At 70.1% G+C, this 14022-nt stretch carries 18 protein-coding genes; 6 read left to right on the top strand and 12 right to left on the bottom strand.

Annotated elements, in window-relative coordinates:
* Positions 1 to 174: 174 nt before the first annotated feature.
* Genes D7W81_RS32625 through D7W81_RS32615 form a run of 3 tightly spaced genes read right to left on the bottom strand, consistent with a single transcriptional unit; the run spans position 175 to position 3037 of the window.
* A complete protein-coding gene (locus D7W81_RS32625; protein WP_120559312.1) occupies positions 175 to 1221 on the bottom strand; it encodes a fumarylacetoacetate hydrolase family protein in 1047 nt (348 codons plus the stop codon).
* Positions 1218 to 2528: a homogentisate 1,2-dioxygenase gene (hmgA, locus tag D7W81_RS32620; RefSeq protein WP_120559311.1), complete on the bottom strand. Its 1311-nt coding sequence runs from the start codon at positions 2526 to 2528 to the stop codon at positions 1218 to 1220. Before hmgA ends, D7W81_RS32625 begins: the two co-directional genes overlap by 4 nt.
* Before the next feature lie 41 nt (positions 2529 to 2569).
* A complete protein-coding gene (locus tag D7W81_RS32615; protein WP_120559310.1) occupies positions 2570 to 3037 on the bottom strand; it encodes a MarR family winged helix-turn-helix transcriptional regulator in 468 nt (155 codons plus the stop codon).
* A gap of 133 nt (positions 3038 to 3170) precedes the next feature.
* Between D7W81_RS32615 and D7W81_RS42580 the strand changes: the two genes are divergently transcribed.
* A complete protein-coding gene (locus D7W81_RS42580; protein ID WP_158621742.1) occupies positions 3171 to 3332 on the top strand; it encodes a hypothetical protein in 162 nt (53 codons plus the stop codon).
* 91 nt (positions 3333 to 3423) lie between these two features.
* Positions 3424 to 4032 (top strand): hypothetical protein, encoded by a 609-nt coding sequence (locus tag D7W81_RS32610; protein WP_120559309.1) that lies wholly within the window; start codon positions 3424 to 3426, stop codon positions 4030 to 4032.
* On the opposite strand, the gene D7W81_RS32605 is transcribed toward D7W81_RS32610, so the two are convergent.
* Positions 4029 to 4430 (bottom strand): hypothetical protein, encoded by a 402-nt coding sequence (locus tag D7W81_RS32605; protein ID WP_120559308.1) that lies wholly within the window; start codon positions 4428 to 4430, stop codon positions 4029 to 4031. The genes D7W81_RS32610 and D7W81_RS32605 overlap by 4 nt on opposite strands.
* Before the next feature lie 257 nt (positions 4431 to 4687).
* Between D7W81_RS32605 and D7W81_RS32600 the strand changes: the two genes are divergently transcribed.
* Positions 4688 to 5635 (top strand): type III secretion system effector protein, encoded by a 948-nt coding sequence (locus tag D7W81_RS32600; RefSeq protein WP_120559307.1) that lies wholly within the window; start codon positions 4688 to 4690, stop codon positions 5633 to 5635.
* Between the two features lie 126 nt (positions 5636 to 5761).
* The gene (locus D7W81_RS32595) at positions 5762 to 7471 is read left to right on the top strand and encodes a tetratricopeptide repeat protein (RefSeq protein ID WP_120559306.1); all 1710 of its coding nucleotides are present in this window, start codon (positions 5762 to 5764) and stop codon (positions 7469 to 7471) included.
* A 2-nt stretch (positions 7472 to 7473) separates the two neighbouring features.
* Here D7W81_RS32595 and D7W81_RS32590 read toward each other — a convergent pair whose 3' ends face one another.
* The 5 genes from D7W81_RS32590 to D7W81_RS32570 all read right to left on the bottom strand — a co-directional run bounded on the left by D7W81_RS32590 (position 7474) and on the right by D7W81_RS32570 (position 9626).
* A complete protein-coding gene (locus D7W81_RS32590; protein ID WP_120559305.1) occupies positions 7474 to 7854 on the bottom strand; it encodes a DUSAM domain-containing protein in 381 nt (126 codons plus the stop codon).
* Positions 7855 to 7922: 68 nt separating this feature from the next.
* Positions 7923 to 8291: a hypothetical protein gene (locus D7W81_RS43780; protein ID WP_244227571.1), complete on the bottom strand. Its 369-nt coding sequence runs from the start codon at positions 8289 to 8291 to the stop codon at positions 7923 to 7925.
* Between the two features lie 14 nt (positions 8292 to 8305).
* Positions 8306 to 8686 carry a DUSAM domain-containing protein gene (locus tag D7W81_RS32580; RefSeq protein ID WP_120559304.1) on the bottom strand — a complete coding sequence of 127 codons (381 nt, stop codon included), beginning with the start codon at positions 8684 to 8686 and terminating at the stop codon, positions 8306 to 8308.
* A 2-nt stretch (positions 8687 to 8688) separates the two neighbouring features.
* A complete protein-coding gene (locus D7W81_RS32575) occupies positions 8689 to 9084 on the bottom strand; it encodes a hypothetical protein (protein WP_244227569.1) in 396 nt (131 codons plus the stop codon).
* 50 nt (positions 9085 to 9134) lie between these two features.
* The gene (locus tag D7W81_RS32570; RefSeq protein WP_244227568.1) at positions 9135 to 9626 is read right to left on the bottom strand and encodes a styrene oxide isomerase; all 492 of its coding nucleotides are present in this window, start codon (positions 9624 to 9626) and stop codon (positions 9135 to 9137) included.
* A 125-nt stretch (positions 9627 to 9751) separates the two neighbouring features.
* Here D7W81_RS32570 and D7W81_RS32565 point away from each other — a divergent pair, with 125 nt between their 5' ends.
* The gene (locus tag D7W81_RS32565; RefSeq protein WP_158621741.1) at positions 9752 to 10240 is read left to right on the top strand and encodes a DUF1579 family protein; all 489 of its coding nucleotides are present in this window, start codon (positions 9752 to 9754) and stop codon (positions 10238 to 10240) included.
* Position 10241: 1 nt separating this feature from the next.
* Here D7W81_RS32565 and D7W81_RS32560 read toward each other — a convergent pair whose 3' ends face one another.
* From D7W81_RS32560 to D7W81_RS32550, 3 genes are all read right to left on the bottom strand, one after another.
* Positions 10242 to 11534, bottom strand: coding sequence for an MFS transporter (locus D7W81_RS32560; RefSeq protein ID WP_120559302.1), 1293 nt, complete (start codon positions 11532 to 11534; stop codon positions 10242 to 10244).
* 11 nt (positions 11535 to 11545) lie between these two features.
* Positions 11546 to 12283, bottom strand: coding sequence for a dienelactone hydrolase family protein (locus tag D7W81_RS32555; protein ID WP_120559301.1), 738 nt, complete (start codon positions 12281 to 12283; stop codon positions 11546 to 11548).
* A gap of 142 nt (positions 12284 to 12425) precedes the next feature.
* Positions 12426 to 13292 carry a hypothetical protein gene (locus D7W81_RS32550; RefSeq protein ID WP_120559300.1) on the bottom strand — a complete coding sequence of 289 codons (867 nt, stop codon included), beginning with the start codon at positions 13290 to 13292 and terminating at the stop codon, positions 12426 to 12428.
* A gap of 300 nt (positions 13293 to 13592) precedes the next feature.
* On the opposite strand from D7W81_RS32550, the gene D7W81_RS32545 reads away from it, so the two are divergent.
* Positions 13593 to 14022 (top strand): alpha/beta fold hydrolase (locus tag D7W81_RS32545; RefSeq protein ID WP_167508129.1); only part of this gene is annotated, 430 nt, incomplete at its 3' end.

Below are 14022 nucleotides of genomic sequence, written 5' to 3'. Positions count from 1 at the left end.
ACACGCGCGACTGGACGCCGATGGGCCCTGTCCGTCTCGGCCCCTCTCCGAACCTCACCCCGGCAGTGCAGGAGATGAAGCGCATCGGCTGAACCCTCTCACGCGACAACTACCTTGACGCTCACCGGGGGCACCCTCCACCGCGCATCGCTCCAGGCCCCGGGCTACCCGCCGTCACGCATCGCGATGCGAGGCGCGGTCCGGGGACTTGCCATCCGCTTCACCGACCACCTGGTCGATGGCTCCGAAGATGCTGCGGCCAGCGTCGTCCCGCATCTCGATGCGCACCTGGTTGCCTCGCTTGAGGAAGGGCGTCTTCGGCGCGCCGTCCCGGAGCGTCTCCACCACGCGCACCTCCGCGATGCACGAGTAGCCCGCGCCGCCGTCCTTCACGGGCTTGCCGGGACCGCCGTCCGGGCCCCGGTTCGACACCGTGCCGGAGCCCACGATGGTGCCCGCACCGAGGGTTCGCGTCTTCGCCGCGTGCGCCACCAGCGTGCCGAAGTCGAACGTCATGTCCACGCCCGCGTCCGCGCGGCCGAAGGGCTCGCCGTCGAGGAAGACCTCCAGGCGGCGGTGCAGCTTGCCGTCCCGCCACGCTGTTCCCAACTCGTCCGGCGTGACGAACACCGGCGAGAACGCCGACGCGGGCTTGGACTGGAAGAAGCCGAAGCCCTTCGCCAGCTCCGCCGGAATCAGGTTGCGCAGCGACACGTCGTTGACCAGCCCCACCAGCACGACAGCGCCCAGGGCCTGTTCGCGCGTGGCGCCCAGCGGCACGTCGCGCGTCACCACCACGACCTCACCCTCCATGTCGCAGCCCCACGCCTCGTCGGCGAGCGGGATGGGCTGACACGGCCCCAGGAAGCCGTCGGAGCCGCCCTGGTACATCAAGGGGTCGGTCCAGAAGGACGGCGGCAGCTCCGCGCCGCGCGCCCTGCGCACCAGCTCCACGTGGTTCACGTACGCGGAGCCGTCCGCCCACTGGTAGGCGCGAGGCAGGGGCGCCGCGCACCAGATGGGGTTGAAGCGATCCGACTTGAGCTCCCCGCGCTCCAGCCGCTCCGACAGCGCGCGCAGGTCCGGCGCGTGGCGGTCCCAGTCATCCAGCGCGGCCTGGAGGGTGGGCGCGATGGCGGAGGCCTCCGCGTACCGGGAGAGGTCCTTCGTCACGACGACGAGCCGCCCGTCCCGTCCCACGTCCAGAGAGGCGAGCTTCATGGTTGGCCGCCTCCCGTGGACGGCAGCTTCGCCTTGGGCAGGTCCGCCCAGCAGGCGTCGTAGTCCGCCTGGAGGGCGGGGCTCTCCATCGCCTGCCGCGTGGGCGCGATGACCCAGCGGGTCTCGAACATGAACGCGAGCGTGTTGTCGATCTTCTTCGGCGTCAGCTCCGCGGCGACGGCCGCCTCGTACGTCTTGCGGTCCGGGCCGTGGGCGCTCATGCAGTTGTGGAGCGACGCGCCGCCGGGCAGGAACGCGTCCGCCTTGGCGTCGTAGACGCCGTGCACCAGGCCCATCAGCTCGCTCATCACGTTGCGGTGGAACCAGGGCGGCCGGAAGGTGTGCTCCGCCACCATCCACCGGGGCGGGAAGATGACGAAGTCGCAGTTCGCCGTTCCCGGCGTGTCACTGGGCGACGTGAGCACCGTGAAGATGGACGGATCCGGGTGGTCGAAGCTCACCGTGTTGATGGTGTTGAAGCGCGCCAGGTCGTACGTGTACGGCACGTAGTTGCCGTGCCACGCGACGACGTTGAACGGCGAGTGGTCCAGCGTCGTCTCCCAGAGGTTCCCCTGGAATTTCTGCACCACGCGGGTGGGGCGCTCCACGTCTTCATACGCCGCATGCGGCGCCACGAAGTCGCGCGGGTTCGCCAGGCCGTTGGAGCCGATGGGCCCCAGCTCCGGCAGCCGGAACGCCGCGCCGTAGTTCTCACAGATGTAGCCGCGCGCGGGACCGCCGGGCAGCTCCACCCGCATGCGCATGCCGCGCGGGATGAGCGCGACGTGACCGGGCGGAACCTCCAGCACCCCCAGCTCCGTGACGATGCGCAGCGTCCCCGACTGCGGGACGATGAGCAGCTCGCCGTCCGCGTTGAAGAACGCCGTGTCCGTCATGGACGCCGTCGCCGCGTAGAGGTGCACCGCCGCGCCCGCGCCCTCGGCCGGAGAACCGTTGCCGCCCAGGGTGAAGAGGCTCTCCAGGAAGGTGGTGGGCGCGGTGGGCATGGGCGCCGGGCTCCAGCGCAGCCGGTTGGGCGACGGGGGCACCTCCCGGAACGGTCCGCTGCGCAGCGTGCGCGCCTCCACGGGCCGGTACGCCGGGTGGCCCGCGCTGGGCCGCAGCCGGTAGAGCCACGTGCGCCGGTTCACGCCGCGCGGCGCGGTGAACGCGGTGCCGGAGAGCTGCTCGGCGTAGAGGCCGAAGGCGACGCGCTGGGGCGTGTTCTGGCCCACGGGGAGCGCACCGGCGACAGCTTCCGATGCGTGCTCATTCCCAAAGCCTGTCAGGTGGCGGACGTTTTCCATGGCACCTGAAATAGTAACAGATGTAACCAACGCGGCAAGGCTCAGGGGCCGGGCTTGAGGGCCCGGATGGCGGCGCGTTCCACACGCTCCAGGAGCGAGCGCAGCACCGCGCGTTCGGAGGATGACAGCTCCGCGAGCACCTCCGCCTCCGCTTCGAGCGCGGCGGGGGCCACCCGCTGGTAGAGCCTGCGGCCCGAGGCAGTCAGCGTCAGGCGCCGCGAACGGGCATCGCTCTGGCTCGTGGCGCGCCGCACCAACCCGCGCTCCTCCAGCGAGCGCGCGGCACGGCTCACGGGGACCTTGTCCATCCGCGTGCGCCGGACGAGCTCCAGCTGCGAGCGCTCGCCGTCCTCGCCCAGCACGGCGATGAGGCGCCACTCCTGCGTGGAGAGGCCGTCCTCGGCCGCGTACACACGGGCGATGCGTTGACTCACCACGTTGTCCGCGACCGACAGGCGATAGGGAAGGAAGTCATCGAGGGTGAGGTGCGCGGCGCGAGCTTTCTTCATCGGGCGTTGGACTATAGCCAGCGTGGAGTGCCGCCCGTCCGTCTACCCCTCAAGGCGGGCGGACGCGGCGGGCGCATTGCCGAAGGGGGCGGCGAGACGGACCTTCACGGCAACACCTGCGAGGAGGCTCTCCATGGCGACGAGCAAGCAACGCGCGGCCGGGCGCAAGAACATCAAGAAGGCCGCGACCGCGGCGAAGCGGAAGGGCACGCTGAAGAAGCTGCCCAAGAGCACCCGCACCGCCCTGGGCAAGCAGGCCAACAAGGTGAAGCGCGCCAAGGCCAAGACGCGCTGAGCCCTCAGGACGGGCGGGGCAGGGCGGACCTTCCGGGGAAGGCGTGGGTGCTAGTGTCGTGCGCCCAGCCGTCCTCGGAAGGAGTGCCCTCATGCTGTCGCTGCTCGCCGCCGTGCTGCTGTCCTCCGCGCCCGCGTCCTCCTCGTTGTCGCTGCTGACGCCGGATGAGGGACCCGCGCACTCCGCGCGGCTGCTGGTGGCGCAGGCTCCGGCGGCCGGTGCGGAGGAGGAGGTTCCCTCCCCCGCGACCGCCTTCCCGGACGGCGGCCTGGACGCGCGCATCCAGGAGCTGACGCAGCGGGTGGGCCTGCTCCAGGAGGAGATCGACGGCATCCGGCTGGGTCGTCCCCGCAGCTCGAAGGTCATGACGACCTTTGGCTTCATCATGGCCGCGGCACTGCTCCTCGGCGTTCCGCTGATCATTGACGGCTTGATGGAGACCGGGACGGACCGGGAACTGAGACTCCTCCTTGGCGTGCCCCTGACGGTCGTCGGTGTCGTGGGCGTGGTCATGATCGTCACGGGCTTCAGCCGGGGAGGGCGCATCGCGCGGGAGAACAAGGCCCGGCGCGACGCGCTCGTCCAGGAGAAGACCCAGCTGGAGACGGAACTGCGGGACCTCCAGGCCCGCCGCGACGGGATGCGCTCGCGGCAGTGGCAGCCCCGCCCTTCCATCCCCCTCATCGCGATGAGCTTCTAATAGGCACACGCGCGGTTGTTGCAATACCCCTGCGCGGTGCCGCAGACGCAATCCGAGTCGTCGATGCAGCGGGTGGACGGGCACGTCGGGCCACCCCCGCCGCCACCACCCGGGAGCTGGTAGGAGCAGACGGTGCGCGTACACGCCACGGAGCGCGCATTGGGACACGCGTTCCAGCAGTCGTCCTCGGAGGAGCACCGGACGGCGAAACAGACGAGGCCCGCGGCCTCTTCGGACGTGGGCTCGGAGGACAGGGCCTCGTCGGATTCCGTGGCCGCGCACACCGCCTGCCCGGCCATTTCCAGGGTCGGCGCGGACGGCTCCGCGAAGGACAGGGTGGCCGCGAAGGACAGCAGGACGGCGACGCTCCAGGACAGGCTTCGGCGGGGCGAGGACATGACGGCGGTGCTCTTTCCTCCCAGGGGGGGCCCCGCGGCAGTGCAGGGGGATTTCCTGGGAAACCCCATTCAACACCGCTGTCCCGACCCAGGCCGAGCCCCTGGTGACGGCAGACATCAGGCACCCGACGCCAGTCATCAGGAACAGGCCCAGGGCCCGGGCAACCTCCCGGAATCACGAGGGATGCATGTGTCCCCGGGACGGCACGACGGTTGCTCTAGGGAGGGGCACACGTCATCCGCATCCGAGGCCCTCCATGAAGCTGCGCTCCTCCTCCTTCTCCGCGCCGTCCCTGTCCTCTGGCTCCCGCACGCGCAGCCCCAGCGCGCCCCCGAAGCTGGAGACGGTGTCGAAGCCGAAGGCGCCCACGGCCACGGAGCTGCAGGCCGGCAAGAACAACCTCAAGCCCGCGGACCACGGCGTGGTGCACCCGGACCTGTCGGGCATCCGGACCCGCCGTGACAGCAAGCAGTCCGGCGCGGACTTCGCGGACTTCACGCAGGACGCGCGCAACTCCACGCACAAGCTGATGAGCCGTCCCGTGGGCAACCAGATGCTGACGGACCTCAACGGCCGCACGCCGCACTTGAACCCCGGCGCGACGGGCACCGCGCAGAAGCCGCTGACGGTGGCGGACATCTACTCCGGCCGCAATGAGTCCATGCCCATGTCGCACCGCCCGCGCCACGACGGCACGCTCCAGTCGCTGCGTCCGGCGTACCGCTACGACGGCCAGGCCAGCGCGGGCCAGGCCAGCCGCATCAACTACAACGAGCAGGACCCCGGCCAGCGCTTCAACAGCCTGGGCCACGAGTCCGTGCACGCCTGGCGCGCCGCCAATGGCGTGCAGGTGAGCCCCCTGGCCGCCAGCAAGCACGCGGACGCGGATGTCTTCAAGCGCTACCCCAGCCACTCGGGCGCGATGAAGGACACCGTGGAGACGCGCCTGCAGCTGCGGGAGGAGTTCGAGACCGTGGGCCTGCGCCCCACGCCGCGCATGCCCAATGCCCCCACGGAGAACGCCATCCGCGCCGAGCACGGGCTGCCCGCGCGCCAGGACTACTCCGGCTTCCGGCCCGGCGCGAACAGCAACCAGGCGAACTTCGAGAACTTCGACGCGGGCTCGGATGACCGCGGCCGGTTCCAGAAGCTCATGGGCACCCCGTCGCCGCTCGGGAAGATTGTCGGCGACCTGGAGAAGTAGGCGCTTCGGGGCAGGACGCGTCCCGGGCAGGGGGTTCATCGTTGGATTGACACCCCGCCCGGGCGGATTGCCGCGCGCACGAAGTCCCCCCACCGTTGCTGGGAGACCGCAGGCCGGGGGGGCCTCATGCGCGCGCAACTCCTGTTCATCCTCATTCCGTCCTTGATGGCGCCCGGCGTGTTCGCCAGGGCCCAGGACGCCAGCCCACCGGAAGCAGGCGCGGCTGCTCACGGGGCGCATGGCAACCCGTCCGCGCTTTCGAGCCTGACGTCGCTCGCCCAGGGGGCCGTCCTCTTCGACGACCTGGGGGACTACCAGCGCAAGGTGACGACGCGGTCGCCTGAAGCGCAGGCCTTCTTCGACCAGGGCCTGCGGCTGACGTATGCCTTCAACCATGACGAGGCCGCGCGCTCGTTCGCCCGCGCCGCGCAGTTGGATCCGTCCTGCGCCATGTGCTTCTGGGGCACCGCGCTGGTGCTGGGGCCCAACTACAACGTGCCCATGCTGCCGGACCGGGCCGCGACCGCATGGACGGCCCTGCAACGGGCCCAGGCGCTCGCCCCCACGGTGACTCCCAAGGAGCAGGCGCTCATCGGCGCGCTGTCCCGGCGCTACGGCGGGCCGGAGTCCCGCACGCCCGAGCAGATGAAGCCCTTCTCCCAGGCCTACGCCAACGCCATGCGCGACGTGGCGAAGCGCTTCCCGGACGACATGGACGTGCAGGTGCTCTTCGCCGAGTCCCTGATGAACCTGAACCCGTGGAAGCTGTGGACGCTGGAGGGCAAGCCGCAGCCGGGCACGGGAGAGATTGTCTCCCGGCTGGAGGCGGTGCTCGCGCGCGCGCCTGATCATCCCGGCGCCAATCACTATTACATCCACGCCATCGAGGCCTCGGAGCACCCCGAGCGCGCGCTGCCCTCCGCGGACCGGCTGCCGGGGCTGATGCCCGGAGCGGGCCATGTCGTGCACATGCCGGCGCACATCTATCAGCGGGTGGGCCGGTACGCGGACGCCTCGGAGAGCAACCGCCGCGCCGTCCAGGCGGACAATGCCTATCTGCGCAAGGTGGAGCCCATCGGGTACTACCCGATGTACCTCGCCCACAACTGGGGCTTCCTCTCGTTCTCCTCGTCCATGGAGGGCCGGCGCGAGGAGTCCATCCGCGCCGCGCGCGAGTCCTCGGGCGTGCTCCCGCCGGAGATGCTGTCGGCGATGCCCGGCATGGACTTCTTCGTTTCGGAGCCGCTGCTCGCGATGGTGCGCTTCGGCCGTTTCGATGACCTGCTCAAGGAGCCCCGGCCGGACGCGAAGTACCCGGTGCTGACGGGGATGTGGCTGCACGCGCACGGGCTCGCGCTCGCCGCGAAGGGTGAGTTCAAGCAGGCGCGCGAGGAGCACGAGGAGTTGGTGAAGCTGGCTGCGAGCGTTCCGGACACCCTGACCGCCGGAAACAACTCGGCGAAGGGCGTGCTGGACGTGGCGGCCCGTGTGCTCGACGCCTCCATCGCCGAGCGTCAGGGCTGCTCCGACACGCTGTCACGCTGGGACGACGCGGTGCGCGCCGCGGACGAGCTGGCGTACTCGGAGCCCAACGACTGGTTCTATCCCGTGCGTCACTACCAGGGCGCGGCGCTGCTGGACGCGAAGCAGTACCGGGCCGCGGAGGCCGTCTACCGGGAGGACCTGCGCCGCAACCCCGGCAACGGCTGGGCGCTCTTCGGGCTCACGCAGTCGCTGAAGGGGCAGGGCCGGACGGCCGAAGCCTCCGCCGCGCGTCAGCGCTTCGAGACGGCCTGGGCGAACGCGGACATCGCGCTCACCCGCACGGCCTTCTGAGGTCAGCCTTCAGCGTCGTCCAGGTCCTCCAGCGCTATCTCCGCCAGCTCGCGGTAGAGCGGCACGATCTCTACGGCGAGCAGGTCTTCCATCACCCGCCGGGCGCCAGCGATGTCTCCCGCCTGCCGAAGTTTTCGGGCTTCGGACCTCGCCGACATCATCCGCATCGAGCCGTCGCGGATCCGTCCGCGCTCCTCGCGGAGCAGGGCCGTCGCGGTGGTGATGTCCTGGAGGGCTGCCTGTGCGTCGGCGTCGGGAATGGCCACCTCGCGCGCCGTGCGCAGCAGCAACTCACGCACATCCGGAGTGAGCACCAATGCCTCGCCCGCCTCTACGCGGGCGGCGAGAGCGCGCACTTCATCCCAGTTGACGTCCTCGGACATGCTCAGCGCCTCTTCCTCTTCGGACGGCACCTGTCGTCCGGCCACTCGCCCCTCTGTCCCTCGCAGTACTACCTGAAGCAGTCGTAGCAGGACCCCGTCCAGTGGTCCTCCTGACATTGCACGTACGTCTCCAGGCAATTCCGCTTCCACTCCGGAAGGTCGCGCGAGAGCTCCTCGGCGGCCCTGGCGAAGAGGAGGATGTCTTCCGCCTCCAGCTCCGTAGCCCCACAGCGAGCAGGGTTGCCCGGGTGTGTCTTCACACAGCAGCTGATGGTGGAGTCCTGGGGGCCGCACTGCGCCTGGGCCAGGTACACCGCGGTGGTGCTGGGCTGGGCATTATTGGCACTGGTGTGCCCGCTACTGCTACAGCCCGCGCCTGCCAGCGCGAGCGTGGCTACCACCCGAAGGCTCAGGGTCCGGAGGCTCTTGGTCGCCACACGGCCTTCTGAGGTCAGCCTTCAGCGTCGTCCAGGTCTTCCAGCGCAATCTCCGCCAGCTCGCGGTAGAGCGGCACCGCCTCTACGGCGAGCAGGTCTTCCAGCAGCTTCCGCGCTCCGGCCTTGTCGCCTGCTCGCGCGAGGTCCCTCGCCCGCATCTCCGTGATGTTCAGCCTGATGGAACCGTCGCGGATCCGTCCTCGCGCCTCACGGAGCAGCGCGGTCGCGGTGGCTGCGTTCTGGACGGCGGCCTGCGCGTCGGGCTCAGGGATGGCCACCTGCCGGGCCGTGCGCAGCAGCAGGTCGCGCACGGCCGGGGTGAGCACCAGGGGCTCGCCCGCCTCCACGCGTGAGGCCAGCTGCCGCACCGGGTCCCAGTCGATGTCCTCGGACATGCTCAATGCCGGCCCTTTCTTTTCCGGCACTTGTCGCGGGGCCAGTCGCCCTGCTGTCCTTCGCAGTACCGGAAGCAGTCGTAGCAGGACCCCGTCCAGTGGTCCTCCTGACATTGCACGTACGTCTCCAGGCAGGCTCGCTTCCACTCCGGAAGATCCCGGGAGAGCTCCTCGGCGGCCCTGGCGAAGAGGAGGATGTCTTCCGCCTCCAGCTCCGTCGCCCCACAGCGAGCAGGGTTGCCCGGGTATGTCTTCACACAGCAGCTGATGGTGGAGTCCTGGGGGCCGCACTGCGCCTGGGCCAGGTACACCGCGGTGGTGCTGGGCTGGGCATTATTGGCACTGGTGTGCCCGCTACTGCTACAGCCCGCGCCTGCCAGCGCGAGGGTGGCTACCACCCGAAGGCTCAGGGTCCGGAGGCTCTTGGTCGCCACACGGCCTTCCGAGGTCAGCGCGCCCCGGCGCGGCGGAAGCCATACACCCATGCGCCGGCGGCGATGAGCGCGGGCAGCACCACGGACAGGGTGAGCGCGCCGAACACGGCGTCGTTCACGGGCTGCCCGATGAGGTCCACGCCGGACACGCGCAGCCACGCCTTCACGCAGGTGATGCCCCAGTTGGCCCAGTTGGCGACGATGACCGCCCAGGCCAGCCGCCGCTGCCCCACGGGGCCATAGCGCAGCATGGGCAGCGTCCACGCGACGCCCAGGAGGAAGAACGTGCCCATCAGCGCGTTCAGGTGCGCGGCGAGCGCCATGTGCGGATCCGCCGGCACCTTGCCCGTCATCGCCGCGGAGACGTAGCCGCCGGTGAGCAGGCCCACCAGCATCAGCCAGGCCGCGGCGTGGGCCATGAGCCGGGCCGCGGGCTGGACGAACGGGACGACAGGGGCCTCGGGAACGACGGCCTCGGGGAGGGGACGGGCGGTGGCGGTGCGCATGGTGGGCGGAGCGTCATCCTCGCACCCGGCCGCGCACGGACGCCAATCACCCCCCTCCTGACTCCCAGCGTCAGAAGCGGGCCTGGAGGTTGCCGCACTGCTCCTGGCTCCTCACCTTGATGCACATGGAACCGTCGCGCGAGGACCGTCCACCCACGCAGGAGCCCGTGCCCAGGCTGGGGCCCGAGCAGCAACGGCTGGAGGTCTTCGCTGGAGAATGGAGGGCGGAAGGCGTGCTGGGCGAGGCCTCCGGGCCCCATGTCGGCGCACAGGCCACGGCGGAGGAGCACTACGCCTGGCTGCCCGGTGGGTTCTTCCTGGGTCACCGCGGGGTAATGCGCTTCGGGAATGAGCGCCTGGAGAGCACGCGCATCCTCGGCTTCGACCCGGTGACGCAGCGCTACCGGATGCACCAGTTCGACAACATGGGCTACGCGCGCGTCTACGAGGGCGGCGAGCAGCAGGACGGCGTCTGGTTCTTCGCCGGCCCGCACGAGCGCGTGACAGTCACCTTCGGCGGCGGCAACCACGCCATGGACATCCACTGGGAGCAGTCGGATGACGGCCAGCGCTGGCGGCCCCTGTGCGACCTGAAGGCCACCCGCGTCCAGTGACTCAGAGCGCGGTGTCGGAGACGGCGTCGATGCGGCTGTGTCGCTGGGTGTCCGGCATCACGGTGTAGACGAGCAGCGAGCAGAAGATGCAGGCCGTGACGTACCAGAAGAACCACGCCTCATGCCCGGCCAGCTTCAGGCGCGTGCCCACGTACTCCGCGGTGCCACCGAAGAGGGACACCGTCAGCGCGTAGGGCAGCCCCACGCCCAGCGCCCGGATGCGCGCGGGGAACAGCTCCGCCTTCACTACCGCGTTGATGGACGTGTAGCCGGACAGGATGACCAGCGCGGCGAGCACCAGCATGAACGCGGTGAAGGCGTCCTTCGTCCGCGTCAGCGCGGTGAGCAGCGGCACGGTGCACAGCGTCCCCAGGATGCCGAACCCCATCAACACCGGCCTGCGCCCCACCTTGTCGGAGACGAAGCCCAACACCGGCTGGAACAGCATGTAGAGAAACAACGAGCCCGCGGAGATGAGCGTGGCCTGGTCCCGCGTCAGCCCCACGGAGTTCACCAGGAATCTCTGCATGTAGACGGTGTACGTGTAGAAGGCCAACGTCCCGCCCATGGTGAGCCCCACCACGACGGCGATCTCCTTCGGGTGGCGCAAGAGCTCCCGCATGGGGTGGTGCCCGGACGGCTTCGCGGCCTCGCGGGTGAAGGCCTCCGTCTCCACCATGTTGCGCCGCATGTAGAAGCCGAAGATGGCCAGCGCCGCGCCAATGCCAAACGGGATGCGCCAGCCCCAGGCCTCCAGCTGCGGGCCCGTCAACACCAGCCGCTGCAACACCAGCAGCGTCAGCGTGGCCAGCAGCTGGCCCATGATGAGCGTGACGTACTGGAAGGAGCTGTAGAAGCCCCGGTGGCGGGAGGTGGCCACCTCGCTCAAATAGGTGGCGCTGGTGCCGTACTCGCCGCCCAGGGAGAGGCCCTGGAGCAGCCGCGCGAGAATCAGCACGATGGGCGCCGTCACGCCGATGCGCGCGTACGTGGGGCACACGGCGATGACCAGCGAGCCCAGGCACATCAGGGTGACGGACAATGTCAGCGCGGACCTGCGGCCCTGGAGGTCCGCGTAGAGCCCCATCAGCCAGCCGCCCACCGGCCGGATGAGGAAGCCCAGCGCGAACACGCCGGCGGTGTTGAGCTGCTGGACCACCGGATCCGCGTCCGGGAAGAACGCCGGCGCGAAGTACAGCGAGAACGCCGAGTAGACGTAGAAGTCGTACCACTCGATGAGGTTGCCCACCGAGCCGCCGAAGATGGAGAGCAACCGCTGGCGCATCGCGGACATCGGGCTGGGGCTCAGGCCTTCAGCGTGCGGCTGAACAGGTCCTCGAGCCGGGTCCAGTGCGTCTCCGCGACCTCCGCGTTGAACTGGGGCGTGCCCGGCACCGAGTAGCCGTGCTGCGCGCCGGGGTAGAGCTCCGAGCGGTACTTCACGCCCGCGTCCTTCAGCGCCGCCTCCAGCGTGCGGATGGCGTCCGCGGGCATGGAGTTGTCCTGGTCCGCGTGGCCGAAGTACAGCTCCGCCTTCACCTGGTTCACCAGGCGGTGGGGGCTGTCCGGCGAGTCCGTGGCCAGGCGTCCGCCGTGGGACGACGCCACCGCGCCGATGCGGTCCGGGAAGTCCGCGCCCATGCGCACGGCGATGCCGCCGCTGAAGCAGTAGCCGGCCACGCCCGCCCTGGGGCCCTTCACGGAGGGCTGGCGGAAGAGGAAGTCCAGCTCCGCGCCCGCGTCCGCCTTCAGCCGGTCCGGCGTCAGCGTGCCGATGAGGGCGTAGATGCGCTTTCGGAACACCTCGTCATGGAAGGTGCCCTTAAGCTCCAGCTTCGACGCGGGGGCTTCCCGGTAGAACACGTTGGGCAGCAGCACGACGTAGCCGGACTTCGACAGGCGCCGGGCCATGTCCTCGAAGACGGGCCGGATGCCAAAGGCATCCGGAATCATGATGACCGCGGGCCACGGTCCCGAGCCTTCCGGCTGGAACAGCTTCGCGTCCATCACTCCATCCGCGGTCTTGATGTCAACGTCTTGCATGGCGTGCGTGACCTCCAGAGCAGGCGGTGCTTCGCGCCCGGGCCGGAAGTGACACCACACACGCTGGCGATGCGCCATCCGTTTCGCGACGGGCCCCCTCCACCCCGCGCGAAACGGACAGTTGCTTCGCAGGGCCGCGGGGCTACTTGACGCAGTTGCCCCAGCCGCGCTTGCTGTTGGAGACGGTCATCTCCCAGTAGCGGGTGCCGCTGTTGTAGTCGATGGACACGCCGTCGCTGTAGTTGCTGGTGCTGAAGTTGCCGCCGATGCCGGACAGCATGCAGGCCACGCCGCCAGGGTTGTAGGCCATGTTGTGCGTGAAGGTGCCCGGGTTGCCCGCGATCCACAGCCAGCCGCCCGCATCCGAGGGAACGTCCACGCAGATGGCGCGCGCGCCACCGGACGCGCCCAGGTTGCCGCCCAGGTACCAGTTGTAGCCGTCATTCCAGACGCGGGCGTAGTCGGCGTTGGCCGTGAAGCCGCCGGCCGCCTCCACCTGCGTGAGGAAGCAGCGGCGGTCCGCCGTCACCGCGCCCAGCAGCTTCGCCGCCTGGCCGTCGTACCAGGACATTTCCGGGGTCCGGTTGGTGGCGGTGTTGATGCACTGGACGCCCGTGCTCAGCGCCTTGCTGTTGGAGTGGTTGACGAAGATCTCCCAGTTGCCGGCGTACTGGAACACGCCCGCGCCGGCCCAACTGGTGCCCTTCAGGTTGCCCTGGATGCCGGACAGGAAGCAGGTCCGGTTCGTGGCCGTCCCGATGGCCGTGGACGTGAGGCCGTTGGCGGCGGTGCCCCACCAGTAGGTCCCACCCAGGCCGATGGCCTGCTCGCTCGTGCCCAGGGACGCGTCCTCCGGAACTGCCGGGGCGGCGGTCTCGGTGACGGCCTCGCCCGCCGCGGCCTCGCCGGCCATGGCCTCGTCCATCATCGGGTCGCCACCGCAGCCCACCGCGAAGAGGCACAGGGGCGCCGCCAGGAACAGCTTCCGCGCGAAGTGATTCGTGTGCATGTCGTTTCTCCGTTCGTCGTTCAAGGAATGCCAGCGGTGCGTCCTGCTGGCCGGGGTTCGTCCCGGCCGGGTCGCCAGCGGGGAACGTGACGGAGCATGAGCAACAGGGATGCCAACACCGCGTCCCAGGGGGCGTGCCGGAGGAGGCCCGCGAGGGACGGCAAGCCTTGCGTGTCCGGGGGGCCTGGGGCCCGGCAAGGCTTGCACGGACGGCAAGAGTTGCACGGGGAGGTGTGCCCGCGCGGGGCTCCTGGCAGGATCGCGCGCGGCGGACGGAAGAAGCGGGAGGGCAAGGTGGGCATGCAACGCGAAGGCGCGGCGGTGGTCCGGACCCTGGTGATGCTGGGCGCGTTGTTCGGGGCGGGCGCGCGGGCGGAGGTGACGCGCGCGGAGTTCCTGGTGCCGTCGGAGGAGGGCATCGAGGTGTCCGTCCGCGAGGTGAAGGACACCGGCATGCAGGTGGCGAACCTTCCGCCGCTCATCCTGTTGCACGGCGCGCGGGTGCCGGGGCGGGCCTCGTTCGACCTGCCCGTGGAGGGCGGCTCACTCGCGGCGGAGCTCGCTCGCGCGGGGCACGCGGTGTACCTGCTGGATGCTCGCGGCTATGGCGGCTCCACGCGGCCGTTGGCCATGAGCACGCCCGCGAAGGGCCGGCCGCTGGTGGGTTCGCACGAGGTCGTCCAGGACGTGCACGCGGTGGTCGGCTGGGTGAAGGCGCGCACGGGGCAGC

The organism is Corallococcus aberystwythensis (assembly GCF_003612165.1).
In the GTDB taxonomy this organism is placed as follows: domain Bacteria; phylum Myxococcota; class Myxococcia; order Myxococcales; family Myxococcaceae; genus Corallococcus; species Corallococcus aberystwythensis.
This window is presented reverse-complemented; position numbering and strand designations above follow the sequence as displayed.

Excerpts from the sequence above, each read along its gene's own strand:
- D7W81_RS32625 (WP_120559312.1), bottom strand. The coding sequence starts at position 1,221 with ATGAAGCTCGCCTCTCTGGACGTGGGACGGGACGGGCGGCTCGTCGTC.
- hmgA (WP_120559311.1), bottom strand. The coding sequence starts at position 2,528 with ATGGAAAACGTCCGCCACCTGACAGGCTTTGGGAATGAGCACGCATCG.
- D7W81_RS32615 (WP_120559310.1), bottom strand. The coding sequence starts at position 3,037 with ATGAAGAAAGCTCGCGCCGCGCACCTCACCCTCGATGACTTCCTTCCC.
- D7W81_RS42580 (WP_158621742.1), top strand. The coding sequence starts at position 3,171 with ATGGCGACGAGCAAGCAACGCGCGGCCGGGCGCAAGAACATCAAGAAG.
- D7W81_RS32610 (WP_120559309.1), top strand. The coding sequence starts at position 3,424 with ATGCTGTCGCTGCTCGCCGCCGTGCTGCTGTCCTCCGCGCCCGCGTCC.
- D7W81_RS32605 (WP_120559308.1), bottom strand. The coding sequence starts at position 4,430 with ATGTCCTCGCCCCGCCGAAGCCTGTCCTGGAGCGTCGCCGTCCTGCTG.
- D7W81_RS32600 (WP_120559307.1), top strand. The coding sequence starts at position 4,688 with ATGAAGCTGCGCTCCTCCTCCTTCTCCGCGCCGTCCCTGTCCTCTGGC.
- D7W81_RS32595 (WP_120559306.1), top strand. The coding sequence starts at position 5,762 with ATGCGCGCGCAACTCCTGTTCATCCTCATTCCGTCCTTGATGGCGCCC.
- D7W81_RS32590 (WP_120559305.1), bottom strand. The coding sequence starts at position 7,854 with ATGTCCGAGGACGTCAACTGGGATGAAGTGCGCGCTCTCGCCGCCCGC.
- D7W81_RS32580 (WP_120559304.1), bottom strand. The coding sequence starts at position 8,686 with ATGTCCGAGGACATCGACTGGGACCCGGTGCGGCAGCTGGCCTCACGC.
- D7W81_RS32570 (WP_244227568.1), bottom strand. The coding sequence starts at position 9,626 with ATGCGCACCGCCACCGCCCGTCCCCTCCCCGAGGCCGTCGTTCCCGAG.
- D7W81_RS32565 (WP_158621741.1), top strand. The coding sequence starts at position 9,752 with ATGGAACCGTCGCGCGAGGACCGTCCACCCACGCAGGAGCCCGTGCCC.
- D7W81_RS32560 (WP_120559302.1), bottom strand. The coding sequence starts at position 11,534 with ATGTCCGCGATGCGCCAGCGGTTGCTCTCCATCTTCGGCGGCTCGGTG.
- D7W81_RS32555 (WP_120559301.1), bottom strand. The coding sequence starts at position 12,283 with ATGCAAGACGTTGACATCAAGACCGCGGATGGAGTGATGGACGCGAAG.
- D7W81_RS32550 (WP_120559300.1), bottom strand. The coding sequence starts at position 13,292 with ATGCACACGAATCACTTCGCGCGGAAGCTGTTCCTGGCGGCGCCCCTG.